General features: G+C 42.4%; 9 protein-coding genes. 2 read left to right on the top strand and 7 right to left on the bottom strand.

Annotation, left to right across the window (positions count from 1 at the left end; translation table 11 throughout):
- Positions 1-886: 886 nt before the first annotated feature.
- On the bottom strand, positions 887-1,630 hold the full coding sequence (locus BUC07_RS18160; protein ID WP_139279647.1) for a hypothetical protein: 744 nt from the start codon (positions 1,628-1,630) through the stop codon (positions 887-889).
- A gap of 221 nt (positions 1,631-1,851) precedes the next feature.
- Here BUC07_RS18160 and BUC07_RS18155 point away from each other — a divergent pair, with 221 nt between their 5' ends.
- Complete coding sequence (locus BUC07_RS18155; protein WP_139279646.1) at positions 1,852-3,705, top strand: BamA/TamA family outer membrane protein; 1,854 nt, start codon at positions 1,852-1,854, stop codon at positions 3,703-3,705.
- A gap of 16 nt (positions 3,706-3,721) precedes the next feature.
- Here BUC07_RS18155 and BUC07_RS18150 read toward each other — a convergent pair whose 3' ends face one another.
- The 5 genes from BUC07_RS18150 to BUC07_RS18130 all read right to left on the bottom strand — a co-directional run bounded on the left by BUC07_RS18150 (position 3,722) and on the right by BUC07_RS18130 (position 11,627).
- Positions 3,722-5,551, bottom strand: coding sequence for a DUF5060 domain-containing protein (locus BUC07_RS18150; RefSeq protein ID WP_073173155.1), 1,830 nt, complete (start codon positions 5,549-5,551; stop codon positions 3,722-3,724).
- A gap of 17 nt (positions 5,552-5,568) precedes the next feature.
- On the bottom strand, positions 5,569-6,267 hold the full coding sequence (locus tag BUC07_RS18145; RefSeq protein WP_073173210.1) for a 3-keto-disaccharide hydrolase: 699 nt from the start codon (positions 6,265-6,267) through the stop codon (positions 5,569-5,571).
- Positions 6,268-6,312: 45 nt separating this feature from the next.
- A complete protein-coding gene (locus BUC07_RS18140; protein WP_073173151.1) occupies positions 6,313-7,596 on the bottom strand; it encodes a glucuronyl esterase domain-containing protein in 1,284 nt (427 codons plus the stop codon).
- Positions 7,597-7,831: 235 nt separating this feature from the next.
- The gene (locus BUC07_RS18135; protein WP_073173148.1) at positions 7,832-8,974 is read right to left on the bottom strand and encodes a glycoside hydrolase family 5 protein; all 1,143 of its coding nucleotides are present in this window, start codon (positions 8,972-8,974) and stop codon (positions 7,832-7,834) included.
- Positions 8,975-9,110: 136 nt separating this feature from the next.
- Positions 9,111-11,627 (bottom strand): glycoside hydrolase family 9 protein, encoded by a 2,517-nt coding sequence (locus BUC07_RS18130; protein WP_073173145.1) that lies wholly within the window; start codon positions 11,625-11,627, stop codon positions 9,111-9,113.
- Positions 11,628-12,114: 487 nt separating this feature from the next.
- On the opposite strand from BUC07_RS18130, the gene BUC07_RS18125 reads away from it, so the two are divergent.
- Entirely contained in the window at positions 12,115-13,299 is a 1,185-nt protein-coding gene (locus BUC07_RS18125; protein ID WP_073173142.1) for an ATP-binding protein, read from the top strand.
- 229 nt (positions 13,300-13,528) lie between these two features.
- Here BUC07_RS18125 and BUC07_RS18115 read toward each other — a convergent pair whose 3' ends face one another.
- Positions 13,529-15,556 carry a glucosidase family protein gene (locus tag BUC07_RS18115; RefSeq protein ID WP_073173136.1) on the bottom strand — a complete coding sequence of 676 codons (2,028 nt, stop codon included), beginning with the start codon at positions 15,554-15,556 and terminating at the stop codon, positions 13,529-13,531.
- Between the last annotated feature and the right edge of the window lie 627 nt (positions 15,557-16,183).

The raw sequence follows: 16,183 nt of genomic DNA, 5'->3' as shown, positions 1-16,183 counted from the left end.
TTCATCTTTTTCTTGAATAAAAGACGAAGCAGAAAATTCAAGGCTCTTTTTAACCTTCACCTTCCATCTTTATAAAATATAAGTTCGGACGGGTGATTTCCTTCCCGAGTGCTCGGGAGAACTTCCCGCTCTCACTAATATTTTATTTTGATTCCAGGCTTGGTTAAAAAAGGCCGTCCGCAGGGATGAATTGTCCGTAGTACCTAAACCTGGCCTCGGCCGGTGAGCCAAAAATCAAGTATTGAATGCGTTAAAAAATTTCGGCTGTTTGAGGAGGCACGACGAGTTTAGAAATTTTAGCAGACAATGCGTAGATTTTTGAGTGAAGCGGGCACAGCCTTGACTTTTTTGCCATAGGCATCACTACGTGGGTTTACTTTTTGGGTCAAGCCAAAAAGTAAAATCCGCCTGATAAGGCAAAAGCAACATAATGAATTTAGAATCTAAAACAGTTCGCTCCACAAAAAGTTAAACTGAGCCCTCCTTCTGTATCACTAATCACTAAATGAGGCTCACTTTGAAAATCCGGTGGACTTAAATCTTTACGCATAAATTTTTGCTACCCTGAAAAGGAAAAATTTAATATCTACTACTCCCCTCAAAGTTGTTCTGAAAGCTTTTAGTTTTGCATTAAATGATTCTGCAGAAGTATCTGTAAAAATTATAACCTGATAAAAAATGAAATTTTTGGAAGATTGAATTACCTGGGGGGTATAAAAACAAGAAGGATGGGTTCAACAACCCATCCTTTTCTCATTAAACTAACTAACCTAACTAAACCTAAACTTATGAAAATAAACGTACCACAAATATAGCAGCTATGAAGGATTCTCCAAACCCAAAACTGTTAAATCATGTTAACGATAATATTTAATTAACACAATTTTTACTGGGCAATAAACAAATAATGAATAGTCCCCCGCTGTAGTTCAGGCGCTTGTGGGTCGGCATTAAAAATAGTGCGCGATGCAGCAGCTTTTGCATATAAAAAAATTTGTTCGTCGCGTACGGAAGAATTCTTTTGCGGTTCAGCCTCCACTACCCTGCCCTGGCGGTCAACCACAATATCAACTACCACCTTTCCTCCACCCTGGGCCAGGTAAACAGGTATAGGCAAACTCAGGTGATACCTGTCTTCAAGATAGTACGTAATATTACTTTCGCCGGTATATATTACATTTTTTATCGAATCGCGTTCCATCCCCTCAGTAGTTTCAACCGGCATCTCAATATCTTCAAGTTTAACTGTTTCTTTTGACAACTGATTTCTCACATTTTGCGAGAGCTGACGAGCGGCTTCCACTTCATTGGTATATTCATCATCAAAAAAATCTTCGCTTTCCAATATTTGTTTCGACGCAATATTGGTCCTGTTGCTTTGGGTTTCTGAAAGCTGAGATGAAGGATCATTGGGCATCGGTTCACCCTGGTCGGGCAACTCTTCCTCCTCCAAAACCTCAGGTTCACTGATGAGTTCTTCGGGGAATTCAATCAACAGTTCTTCTTCCTGAACAGTTCCCTTCATTTCCACTTCGGCCAGCAGGAAAGCAGAAAATAACAGAATATGAAATATAAGAGTGCCCATCACCCCGTATATATTTCTTTTATATATCTCACGAAGTTTCTTCACACGGCAAAATTATAAAATTAAGTAGTATTTTTCCCGTCAAATAAAACGAAAGGAAAATAAACTCTAATATGTTCTTAAAGAGACAGTAACACAACACAAGGCACTTTAACTAATTTTAACACCTTGTATTTCAGGCAATGATCTATAAATTCATTATTTTTCTAAATTAAATACTGCGAGTAATTTAAACACGATAGCAAAGCGAGGGGATGAGAATGAAAATGAGCAAACAACTCATAAACAACACTACAAACTATATTATTTTGTTCTTGTTACTTATTTCATTTCGGGGGAAAGCACAGCCAGCCCAAAATGATACAATCCCCGTTTTACCTGACAGAGAGAAGAAATACGAACAATTTTACGACAGTCTAGAATACAAGGCCAAACAAAGTAAACTAATCAGCCTGATTTATGATTTTTTAGTTTCGCCACCCCGCCCTTATGTAGATAAAGAAGCTCTTGCGCTTGAATATTACAGTCAGTTTGAAGGGAAATTAATTTCCGATATTACCATTACCCCTCTTGAAGTTTTTGGGCCTACTTTTGAAGATACCACCCGTACAGCTAAAAGCTTTATTGAAAAAACCGCCAATTCTTTGCATTCTAAATCAAATTTAAACACTATAGAAAAACTGTTGCTCTTTGAAATTGGCGATTTCCTGGATCCGGATCTCATATATGAAAATGAGCGTATAATTCGGTCACTGCCCTACATTCAGGATATTAAACTATTAATCGAACAAGACAGCATTTACACAGGACTGGTGAGCGTGCATGTTCTAACAAAAGACAGGTTTTCCCTGGGAGTTTCCGGCGGGGTTGACGGAGGTGAAGCCGCTGCCCTCGAAATCTACAATCAAAATATTTTTGGTGTCGGCCACGAAATTTCATTCAGCTTTGTTGGTAATTTAAACCGTGAGCCCTATACCGGGCTTGAAACCTTTTACAAAATAAATAACATCCGCGGGAAATTCATCGATATTTCGGCAGGTTACATGAACACATACAAGCGGGAAGGTTTTTCATTTATTATCGATAAACCTTTTATAACCCCCTCAATTAAATGGGGATATGGAGGTTCTGCTTTGCGAATGTACAGAACCAACAGGATTTTTGATGACGATCCCATCAAAACCGCTATTCCTATGGATTTGTCTTTCAAGAGTGCATGGATAGGACGAAGCTTTCAGATAAAACCCGATGATTACCAAAATTCGCAAGTGGTTTTATCGGCGGCATTTTACAACCGGACCTACTTCCAGCGTCCCATTCCAGCCCCCGAAAACAACCAGTATTTTTCCAACAACACATTTTATCTTGCCGGCATAACATTTACCCAACGGCGATTTATTCAGGACCAGTTGGTGTACAGCTATGGCGTTACTGAAGACATTCCCGAGGGTTTTAAAAATGAGATTGTATATGGTTTCGATGCCAATGAATTTGGCAACCGGCACTATGCGCACCTCTACCTTTCCAATGGGAATTTGCTGGTGAACCGAAAAGGATACCTGTATCTTGCCGGGGGAATTGGCGGGTATTTTAAAAATGAAGATTATGAACAGGGGCAAATCCAGGGGAGTGTGAATTTTATTTCGAGGCAGGTAAATGCCGGGCGCAAACGGTTCCGGTTGTTTGTCCGTGCCAATTACCTACTGGGGCTAAGGAGGTTTGAAATTGAAAACCTTTCATTGTCAAGAAACAGTCACATCCGGGGTTTTTCAAGCAGAAAGGCTGTGGGCAAACAACGGCTGAGCATGGATTTGGAGTATGTACTTTTTTTGCGCCGGCAGTTTTACAAGTTCAATATTGCACTTTACGGATTTGCTGACGTGGGCATAATCGGCTCCAACAAACACCTCATTTTTAACGAAAATTATTACAGTGGCCTTGGTTTTGGGGTGAGATTGCACAACGAAAACCTGGTTTTTAAAACATTCCAGCTTCGGTTGGCATTTTATCCGTTTCCTCCTTCCGACATGAGTTTTACAGGTTTTATTGTTGAAGAGCAGTACAAAAAGAATTTTTACAGCTTTCAGCCGGAGGCTCCCCGCGCCCTCAGTTTCGAATAAAAACATGCCAAAGGTATTACCTGACAACTGCAACCCAATCTTTTTCTGAATCAACAGGAGGTTTTCCCAAGATAACATTCCCGGTACCCCGAACCGTTGAAACAGTTCCATTTATCAGTTGTCCTCCTTCTCGCGGGTTGAACCATTTTACTGAAAATGTTTTATCGGCATCCAGCTTAAGCCTGCAGTCGGGGCTTTCCGATGGCAAATAAACAACATAAATTTCGCCGGGCCTGGCCATACAATAAGCTTCCGGAATATTCACCAGCTCATTGGCATTTTTCATCGCCTCTAAAGGAAACCGGCTCATAAACTGTGTGGCGATAGTTGATTGTTTCCACCAGTTATGGCGGCTCCTGAAATCTTCGCATGTTAAATCAGTATGCGGATAACGATACCCAAAGTACCACTCCACACCTGCCCCGCCGGCAAGCAGCGTTCCCCACAAACACTCTTTTCGCACAGTATCGTGTGCTGCATCGAAAGAATCGGGCAGAACTCCCTGCCAATGCGGGCCAATTTCGTCGAGATTCACCAGCCAGCGTTTACCGGCTCGTTCTGATTCATCCACCCATTTTTCAATCCGTTCATGCACCCGGCCCGGGTTACCAATTTGCATGGAAGGACCATCGAAATTTTCAAACCCAAGGAAAGGAGTCAGGTATTCATCCTGATGCGAATCGTTGGAATGGGTGTGCACCACAACAATGTTGGGGTATGGATTTGTTTTCTTCAGGTAGTTGCCCATATCCACTTTTTGCTGGTGGGTTTGGCCAATAGGCGACCAGTCAGTAGGTCCATTTTCCTCTCCCATATTCCAGGTAACAGCCAGATGGTGGCCGCAGCGGGCAATCAGTTCGCGCAAATAAACCATCCGCTGCACGTCAGTGAATCCATTGTCGAGCAGGGTTTCATTTTCGGTTTCCTGCAATACAAAATGCAGCATGATGCCCAACTTCTGGGCATGGTCGAAAATAATTTCCCACTGGTCGAGTTTGCTGCAATCAAACCGGTAACGCTCGTTATGATCGGCGTAAGGCCATACGTCTTTTCCGTCGCCCAAAATATTCATGGTAAGCATATAAACCGAATTCACCCCGACGGTATTCAGGTAATTCAATGCGCCTATAATACTTTTCCCTTTTCCGTTCTGCCAGGTAGGATCACCCTCGTTCCAGTCAGCCAGGTGTGGTTCATATTTGTGCAAATCATTCTTGGGGTCAGCTTCCCCTTCGCGAACTTCGGTTTTCAGGCTGAAACGCGAAGTCTGGTCAAAATCGGCATAGGCCAGAAAGTTTTCCGGACTATCGGCGCCGTTTTTAATCCAGATTTCTTCGGAATCCTGAAATTTGAAATATCCTTTGCCGCCATTAATGATTCTTCCATTTGCACGAAAATCCTTTCCTGTTTTATCCGAAGGTTCAACATTAAAAGATCCTTCGCGCCCATCGAGCAAATCGATCGGTTCTCCATAGTTATCATCCTCCTTCACCACAATATCTTTCCCCTTTCTGAACGTAATTTTGTATTTCCATTCGCCGGGTTCATCAGGCCTGAAACGAACTTTCCATATATTCCCTCCATCTGCAGAAGTTTCGGCGGCATTTCCATCGGCTGCAAAAAACCCGGGGACTGTGTAACTTTTATTTCCGTTAGTGAATGTGGCTTCCAGTTTATAATCCAGAAACGGATTTTCTTTTGCATACTCCGAAGTCTGCGGACCGGGAATAACCAGCGTAATTTTATGCCATTGTTTGTGTTCCCCGTCAATTAAAATATAGGGCACTTCGGCTTTTGATACAATAGAAAGAAATAAAAACAGGTAAAGGAAGGCCAGGTTTCTCATGGTTCGATTGTTTTAAATTATTCGGTGGAAGTGATTTTGTCAATAGATGTAAGTTCCAGTTTTCGGAACTCCACTTCGGAACCTTCGGCCTGAACAGCAAGTTGCCCTTTAGTAGCAGTACAGTCATACCCATAATTAACCAAATCGCCATTAACCCAAACTTTTACTTCATCGTCCACGCATTCAACAACCATATTATTCCATTCGCCCACCGGGTTTTCGGAGCCATCGGTCAGATTTAAAATCCTGCGGGCTTTCCCCTCGGTGATTCCCCACTCCTCTTTGGGGCCGCGGCGTTCTTCCATGTCGGGCACGGTAATGTCTTCCACAATACACCAAAAATCGCCCGCATTTTCATGCATCATTTGCACTTCAATCGATTTTGGAAACATATCATAAAGGGCGCGTGGAGTGGATGCATGAACCAAAACCCCGCAATTACCGGGTTCTCCGGCAAACCGATATTCCACTTCGAGACGGTAATCCTGAAAAACCGAATCGGTAATCAGATGCCCTCCCGGCGTACCCAGGCTCACCAGCATTCCGTCGCGAACGATAAACGGATTGATGGCCTCCGGGTTATTGTCCATTGCAGGAACATCCACATGCCATCCGGAAAGATTTTCGCCGTTGAATAAACTGATGCTTTCGGGTTCGGAATTTGTGCAGGCTGCTGCAATAAAAAGAATCAGAAAGAAAGAGATAGTAGTTTTCATTATTATTTTTTTAGGTTTTACTTTTTGATGTCCAATTTTCAATAATTATTCATTCATCAATTGTTCAGTCGCCCATTTAATGTATTGTTCCCAATCGAAACCGGTAACATCGTGGCCGCCGGTGCGAATGTGGTAAGCCACTGTATTCTGAATGGGTTGGTTTACAGCAGGCATCTCTTTTGACGGGATTCCTTTTTCGCCGTACAGATCATAAACCGGAGTGGCATAAAAGGCCGAAAGGAATTCGCCCCGGGGGTCAGCCCATTGATCCTCTTCGGCACTGGCCACATAAACCGGACGTGGCGCAATTAAAGCCAACAGTTCATGCTGATCGGCCGGAAGTGCATCTTCATTTTTATTATAGTTTCTGAAATTCTTACAAAACCAGTGCGGGAAACTGTTATTGATGCGTGCCACTGTTTCGCCAAATTGCCGCTTGGACAAAGCAGCACCCCCGCAACCCGAGTTGTTTGAGATTACTGCTGCAAAACGCTCGTCAGTAACACCGGCCCATAACGAAGTTTTTCCAAGCCGTGAATGGCCAAAAACAACCACCTTATTTTCGTTCACCTCCGCATCTTCTTCAAAATAATCCATTGCCCGGCTCAGTCCCCACGCCCAGCCAGCAACAGAACCCCATTCATCGGCAGCAGGACGCTGTTGCGCATCCACATAAAAAAACGGGTGAATACCATCCCTGAAATCATCTTTATCAGGATCCACTTCGCCATAATAAATGGTGGCCAGCCCGAATCCTGCATCAATTATTTCATTTACAGCCCAGCGGTTCACACGTACGCCGCGCGATTGCTCGGTCAACTGATTGTTAATAATCCCAAACGAAGGGTTGTTGCGCGCCCAGGCATCTGAAATGATAACATTTACATCGTTGGTAATGGTATGATTTCCGTAAAAATTATACCCCAGGAAAACCGGGGCATTATCCACATTTTTAGGCAGATAAATCAGGATATTAAAATGCAGCGAACGGCCATTTTTTTTGAAAACAAGATCCACCTGCTTTCGCTTTGCCTTTCCTCCGAGTGCATTATCGCTTTGTTCCACAACTTCCCATGTTGAAATTCCGAGTTCTCCGGGAACCCTGCCATACACATTCCGGGTAAAAAATTCGAGTAACTCCGGTCGCCCCTTCTTTTCCCATCTTCGTTGGTTTCTGATTTTTCTGCCGTTGAACATTCGCAATGGGTCAGGAACTTCAAATTCAGGCACTTTGCTTTCATCGTAATTGGGTTCGAATTCAACGCGTAACTGGCCAAAAGAAATTTGCGTGATTAAGATAAATGCTATTAAAACTACTATTTTTTTCATCGTTACTTGTTTTCAATTAAACAGGTTAATTTTTTATGATTATCGTATTTTATGCCTAAACCGCAAATAAATTTTCTTCATTTACCCCGGCCCCAAGGGGTGTGAAAAAATCAATTTACTCCCCTTGGGGCTTGGGGTAAAAAATTGATTTTCTGAACGTTGCATTATTTTTAGGTAATGAATACGATAATCATTATTTCTTTCAAAACGGAAATCAGGAAACAAAGATGCTACATCAATATTTCTGCAATAAACTCAGCAGTTTACGGTCGAGTTTGTACCCGTACCAGTCTTCGTAATCCACGTCTTTTCTTCCTGAGTTGAGCAAACCGAAAGTTCCTTTAAATTCCCACAGTCCCCAACCAATCTGGTTTTCGGTTAAAACACTCAACACATCTTCGAACCAGGCCAAAAACACGTCATGCGGCGTTTTATTGTAGCACCCACATTCGCCGCAATGCACGCCCACACCTTGTTTCACGGCATCAATCCACGGGGCATAAAAGTCTTCAATGCTCTTCCGGCTGAAATTTTGCCCGTCGATTACCCCCGGCCATACCACTTCAGGCGAATCGTCAGGATTTTCGAACACCCAAGAAGCCCGGTAGTGCGATATATAATGCGGATAGTATCCACGGCAACTCTGTCCCACATCGAGATCAAAAATCTCCGGAATGACATCGCTTCCCACGTTGTTTCCGTCGGCCACAATTATGCGTTCGGGATTGTGCTTGTGAATTACGTGCATGCAGTTCAGCACAACCTCGCGGTACAAATCGCCCGGAACCGGGCCGCGTTGTGAAAACTGGTCATTCATGTCCTCGCGGGTGCAGGGTTCGTTTACCAGGTCGAAACTGATTTGATCGCGTGATTTTTCAGCAAAAGTTTTGGCCCACATTTTCCAGTGGGCATAAAAAGCCTCCTGTGCTTCTTTGTCCTGCCACAGGTTATAAGGTTCGTTAAAACCGGCATTTACACAAAAGCCGGGAGCACGGTGCAAATCGAGGCTCACATGCAATCCGTGTTTGTTGGCCTGTTCAACCAGATTGTACACTTCTTCCACCACTTTTTCATCAAAATTCAATACTTCCTCCGGCGTAATATTTTTTGAAGGGTCAAATTTCACGTACCTGGGATAAGCCATGGGAATGCGCACAAAATCGAACCCCCAGTCCGACATCCACTTGAACTCCTCGTTGGTTGTTTGCCCGCGGTTGTGTGAGCGCTGTGGCGAAAAATAGTCGAGCAGGTTAAATCCCCTCCAGCGGGGTAAACTGTTTTGCGGGGGATTGAAAAAACTATTTCCGGCGGCATTTGCCGCGATTCCAATACCGGCTGTTGCCATGCCGGTTGTTTTGATAAAATTTCTTCGCTTCATTATAAATCAGGTTTACTGGTATTGGTTAAAGATACAATTTGACAAATAAAGAGCAATAAGGAAATGAAAAATTCACCCCGGCATTAATGAGGGGTGAGTCATTCCTTTATTGCGCCTAAATTTTTCTTGCAATAAGTTATTCTTCAGAAAGTAGTTGCTGAGCTGCCAGAACCAAAAACATGTAATGCGATGATCCTCCGCCCATCACGTATTCCACCTGTTGCCACAGGTACGGAAACTCCAGCAATTCAGGAAAATCAGGCCGGATAAGTGCCGTTCCGGAAATTACCCCGCCCGGAATGTATGACCAGTCGGCCCGGTTCAGCCCGTAACCAACCGTGGCAGAGCGGGCTCCAATTCCCGATGCAAACGAGGAAGTATTCGCCCCCGGATGGCAGCCCAAAATAAAATTCAAAGCGTTGTAAATATATTTTGGCTCAAAAATATCGGGATAGGCTGTGTGCAGAAAATAATGTTTAAACCCGAATGACTGAATATTCCAACCGGCTCCCCAAATATGCGGGCGATAAGGAATTCCGTAGGGTGTTTCCTGCCCCTGTTTTTCAATCTGGTCGCTTAATTCAACCATTGCTTCCCTGATTTCTTTTGTGGACTCCGGGTCATTTATCTTTTTCTCAGCACGGCCAACAATCCACCCAATTTGCCCTATGCTGCGTTTAATAAACGATGTTTCGGATAGCAAATAGGTTTTGTATTTCTCATTTTCTGTTGTAAGATATAATTCAACAGCTGCATGTATTTTGGCTGATTTGGAACGGTCATTTACTTGAGTTACTTCATACAACTCTTCTGCACTCTCCAGAGCCTGCCTGCTTAATGTATCGTTAAAATTTTTCAGCACACGTGACGCGGCGGCCAGTTGCGCAGCAGTGGTTAATTCCCGCCTGGGGTTATCTTCTGTAAATACCCAACGGTCATCTTCATTTCCAATTTCATTATCGGTCATTGCAGCGGCATCTCCCAGCATAACGTATTGCCGCAAATCGTTGCAAATTATTCCCCGGTACAGCCGGCCCAATGCTTTGTAACTTCCAACTACAGATAGTGTCCCATTTTCAATTTGCTGAAGCAGGTCCGATTTTCCGTCCGGTTGGTGTATTTCGGTTATTCGTGAATGCTGATCAACGGTTGTTACGTCGTAATTTATATCGAAAGCTTCATAGGCAAGGGTTAAAATATAAGTTTCCCCGGCCTGCGACTCCACCCTGAGGTCGAAATCGCCGGCATCGTGCCACCCGCCTATATTCAGGCCCGGAACAACATCGCCGGAGCTGTAGCTTGTCAGGGTTGATACTCCCTGTGAATAACCGTCAATGTGGTTAAAATCAACAGGAGCCATACGTGCATCATCCAAATGACATGCATCATGCCACACCCTGTATTTCTCATTTACACGCATGTGGCACATTTGCACAGGCAGAAAGTACTCTAAAACCGGTTGCCAAACTCCACGATCGTAGATATCTTCTGCAATACGAAACACAGAAGAAACTGAATTTCCGTAGCGCACCTGATAAAGCCCCGGGTCTTTAATTTCGGAAAAATCGAATTCAAGATAGCTGTAGCGCAAAAATTGTCCCCATTCTTCAGCTTTGCGGTTTAAAACTTCCTGCTCTCCTTCTTCTGTAATCCTGTAAAGTGCAGGGGTATCGCGTTTTGTTTCTCTATTGTCCAGTTCAATTACTGCCACCTTTTTCTGATTAGTGTGGTAACCCATCTGAGAAGTTTGAACAACGGGTTCATACAGCCAGTCGTTAACAACATTTGGTGTAATTACCCATTTAATGGCTTCGCTGGTTTTTCCGGCAGGAATTTCACTTCTTACCACAAACCAACCGTTGTTGTGATTCATGCGACCGTCGTATAATTTCAGTTCGGCCGATTGAGATTCAATTGTAAACTTATTTAAGGGGTCGTCCGGTCGAACCACAAAACGGTTGCCGGTTGCATAAGGTTCAGAAACTATGTCGTCTGCAATTATCGGACTATACCCCTGACCTGCCAGTTGATCGGCAGATGCTTTTCCTTCCGGGTTAAAATCTCCCGCATGCGGGTGGTTCGATGGTTCTTCGCGTGTTGGTCCGTTTGGTTGAAGAGGGAAAATCCCTGATTGACTGTCCATTATCCAGGGCTTGCCAAACAGTGCTCCGGGGAAAAGTTCCAGGTTAAAACCAACTTTACCGATAAATTGCTGTGGGATGGGTTTTTCCAAATCAACCGTAACAACAACACCACCGCCAACCCCTTTTACTGTCACAGTATAATCAAATACCAGGTCGGTGTAAATCATTGGGTTGAAACCGGTCATGTGCCTCGATGAATCGGGAAAACTCATGAAAGCTGTAATTGTATTGCCATCAGGATCAACTTTTCGATCCCGCTGTTTGGGTACCGGTTGCCACTGTCCGGGGGTTGGTTCCAGCCGGATGTCGCCGTTGGTTGCCACCCGGTTGCCATGCATAATAAGTGAAACACCTCCCTGATGGCCTTCCGGGTAAATATCATCGAAAGCCATAATATTGACTCCTTCATTTTGAAAATAGCCGGACGTAATAAGTTTGAATTCCTGGGAATGCGCAGAATTATTGAACAATACCCCCAAGACGAAGAAAATAGAAATTAGTCGATTCATAGTTTTTAAATTGTAAATTTCACAATAAAGGTAAAAAGAATCTTAAATGCGCTGCACCACAAGATATTTTTTATAGTTCATGAAAAAAAATTAAGGATACAGGAGGAAAGGGCGCGGTAAAGTTGAGCAAAGCCAATACCTAAGCACTAACCCCATCGGGTTCAACCTTTTACAACTGAGAGCACATATCACAATCGCCTACGAAATGGCTGACCAGACGGACAAAACCAACAGCGACAAAACCGGGCAAACCAAGCTAATTATGTGAAATTTTATTAGCACATTACAAATGTGCGCCGGCAGGAAAGATAATATTGAAGGAATTAAACATTTATATATTGCCGATTTTTTTACTGGTGGAGAATTGGGTATAATTTTAATGTTGCTACTTCAAATTAACAAATTCATTTTTTGCTATCTATAGTTAACATTTTGTACATTTGCTATTTCTAAAAAGCAAAAGAAGAAAAAAAGAAAAAAAAAAAAAATGGAGCGATTAATAAAATTGTCACAAAGAAAAACAAGAGCGGTAAAAACGGAATTCAAGCGCTTTTTGTATTCAGAGATTGACTGGAGTCAACCTTTGGTGCTCATAAAAGGACATCGGGGAGCAGGCAAGACTACATTTCTGCTGCAGCGTGTAAAAGAGCTTAAAGAAAAAGCAATATACCTTAGCCTGGATGATATTTACTTTGAAACATACCGCCTGGTAGAATTAATTGATACACTTTATACAAAAGGTTACAGGCATTTTTTTCTGGATGAGGTGCACAGGTATAAACACTGGTCGAAAGACCTGAAAAACAGCTACGATAATTATCCTGATATAACGATAGTAACAACGGGTTCTTCCATACTGGAAGTTAACAAAGGGCAGGCAGATCTTTCACGAAGGGCAGTAACCTATTATCTTCCCGGACTGTCTTTTCGCGAGTTTCTGGAATTGGCATATCAACAGAAATTTCCTCAGGTAAATTTATCCGATATAACACAGTATCATCATGAAATCTCTGCAGATTACTATGACAAAACCGATATAGATAAAACTTTTAAAGAATACCTGCAGTATGGCTATTATCCCTTTTTTAAAGAGGGAATTAACCTTTACGGTCAAAAACTTCAGGAGACTGCCAACCTGGTTCTCGATATCGACATAGCTCCTTTTGAGGACCTTTCCTATACCACTGTCCGTAACATGAAAAAACTGCTTTATATCATCAGCCAATCCGTACCTTTTACACCTAATATTGCCAAAATCTCGGAAAGGATAAATGTACCCCGGAATTCCATACTTAAAATACTTGACCTTTTAGCCCATGCCCGGATAATTTCGCTCTTAAAAAGCGAAACAAAGGGGATGAGCTACCTTCAAAAACCGGAAAAAATCTATCTCCAAAATACCAATCTTGCCTGGTTATTGTCTGAAAACAAACCCGATACCGGCAATTTAAGAGAAACCTTTTTTTTCAGTCAGACCGAGGTAAAGCATCGGGTTACTTCGTCGAAGTTTGGTGATTTTACCATAGACGATGCCTATACATTCGAAATAGGAGGCCCCTCTAAAACCGCAGAACAAATCAGGGGAGTTCCTAACGCATACATTGCGGCTGACGGGATCAAAGGCGGTGCCGGCAAAAAGATACCGCTTTGGCTTTTGGGTTTTTTATACTGACCTATTCAACAATTCCTATAAAATAATCAAAACTGGATGATAATTCTACCAATCCGACCATCAAAAAAGCCTTTGTTTTAACGGAAGATAAAACAGGCGAACTGCCCGAAAAAAGGATAACGTTTTTGCCGCTGTTTAAGGCAGGAGCATTGTAGAAAAAGAAGAAAACAGGCAAACCCGTTAAACGTACTCCGATCACGTTCAGAGAACGTGGGTTTTATTGGTTATATCAAGGCAAATTAAATTTTAGTTCATCTGCACCATTCCATAATTTTTCATCAACAACATTCCCCCGAGAGGCCACTGTCACTTTTATTCTATCTTTTTGTCTTTTTACATAAATATCAAAATCATCTCCAAATGCTTTTATATGCTTAAGGTTCATATAATTCCAGTCTGAAGGTAAGCTGGGCTTACAAGAAAATGATTTAAATCCTGTGGGTTTTATTCCAAACAATCCTTCAGCAATAACCCGGCAATACAAACCACTTTCGGCAGAAAGATGTCGCTGGCTGCCTTCCGGCCATGCTTCAATGGCATAAGGAACATGTTCCCCGAGAAGACGTTTAGACGAATAATATTTCAGGTAATTTATTCCCTTTTCTGTTGCACCACACGCCAATACGCCCCGCAAAGCGTACAAGGTGGAGCGATCCCAGAACGTCTCACTGCCTGCCTCTGTTAACAAACCATTCTCTGTCCAGAGGCGTGGCGAAAAGAGTGCCTTGATTGTTTCTTCTTTTCGGTCGTAAATGCCCACAGTTAGCGGAATACAAATCCACGAACGAAGGACATCATTTTCTTTATAATATTTATAAGTATCGAATCCTTCCACTTTTCCTCCAAAATATTTTTCAATTGCATTACGCAATTTACCAGCCTGTTTTTTATAAGAATGGAGTTGTGAGGCGGATTTACCTAATTCCTCGCCAAGATTGGCTGCGGAAAGCAGGGCATCATAATATAAGCATGAGGTTGCCAGGTTAGCGTCTCCCGCAGGGAACCGGCCCTCCAGTTCATCCGAATCGGAAATGACCACCCCGTCATCGTTCAAGTTTCTCTTACAGTATTCCAGACACCATTCCAGCAGTGGCCACAAGTCAAGAGCCTCTTTTTGGTCTCCGTTGGCAAGAGCGTAACGACCAACTCCATAAGCAATCATGGCGCCATCACCCCGGTCGCCTGCCCCATTCCAATAATCGATACCCTCTTCAATGATAGAACTAGGTATCGGATTGTATTCATCATTCATGAATCGGGCAAAATGTTTGAATGAGTTATAAGCAGACTGATTTCCAATATCATACCCCAGGAAAGGAAAAAATGGATTTATGTATTCTGCCTGATCATTTGCCCAAATAGCAGCGTAGTATGACTCTCCTCCAGGTCCATGCATATAGCCACCTTTGGTCTTATAGATACTTTCGGCCCCCCGGATCTTGGCAAAGGCAAACATTCTGTTGATCACTGAGTCGGGTGTTTCGAGCACCAAATTTTCCCAAAGCTTTGTTATTAAGGACTTTCGATTATGCAATTCCTCTTCATAATCGATCGTCGCTATTTTCTGATTTTTGTTGTACGCCTTAAAACCAGCATAAAAAACTACAGAGTCACCAGTTCTAAGCGAACGCCCTTCAACTCCCGACAGTGTTGCTTCAATAAAATATTCCCCATCAACTCCTTTTTCCGGATCTGTTTTAATTACCGACTCCGATGCAGGGACTTCAATCATAACTGAATTTTCTCCGGTATTTCGTAAAACATATTTTTCACAGTAAGCGGCCCTTTTTGTAGAAGGATAAAGGTAACGGGTAAGCGTCAGTTTGCCGTTTTGGGAGATATTGAACTCACTCTCAACAGTCATTACACCATCCAGTGCAATGCTTTTCACCTTTTCCTGGGGAATTTTACGGGTGTTTACCGTTATCATATTTTTAACATCCCAGCCAAACCGCCGCATCAGACTTGCATGAGTGTTGTTTGGGATGGTACGTAACATAGGCCAGACAAAACTTCGTTCCAAATATAAGCCGCCTTCCTGATCTACTCCATACCTTAGCACAGTGGATATTTTCTCTCCGCTCATCTCAATATGATCAAAATGAGGAATGTCCTGATCAATAGTCCATTGAATTGCTCCATCTTCTTGAATATCCCACCTGTTTTGACTAAATAATAAGCCTGGTATAAAAAGAATAAATAGCAGGATTAATTTTTTACGTTCCCAAAAACGTTCTCCCTTTACTTTGATTTTCATAATAGTTCCTTTGATTATTTTATTGCTTTCAATAATTATATTCCAATGTCGTTTAGTTAACGTTGTCAAGTCTGTTGACGTTGACAGGTACTCAACCACAGACTTGTTAGTGTGCGTAGGTCCTTACAAAGTCAAACAAATATTACTAACCAAACGACATTAAATTATATTCACAAAAATATTTCACATATTTATATTACATAATTTATTCCTTTGAAAATGTCAAAATATAACTTTAAATTTCTTTTTGCAATTCTTCATTTGGATCTTCGTTTATTTCGTTGCGTGGAGATTTAGGAAGGTTTTTACTGAATCCATCAGTTGCCGGACAAGCTATTAAATTTTTTCGCATGGGTGAAGGTAAGGATCAGTTGATTAGCTGGCAAGACGAGGTTGGTAGAGAGGATACGGATGTGTTTGCATGCAGGGCAAACAAAAAGGGTCCAGCTATAAATAACTAAACCCTCGGTATTTTTGTTTACACACTTTGTGAAACAGTGTCATGAAAAAAAGCAGTTCCTTTATTATGTTTTTATTCACTTAAGTCTTTAATCCTGATATTCCTGAATTTCAGCGGTGAACCGTGCCCCAGGAAACCGATGTACCCTTTTTCGCGGTCGAGGCCGG

Source organism: Tangfeifania diversioriginum, from assembly GCF_900141875.1.
Taxonomy (GTDB): Bacteria; Bacteroidota; Bacteroidia; order Bacteroidales; family Prolixibacteraceae; genus Tangfeifania; species Tangfeifania diversioriginum.
The sequence above is the reverse complement of the archived record's forward strand: the minus strand, read 5'-3'. Positions and strand labels throughout refer to the sequence as shown.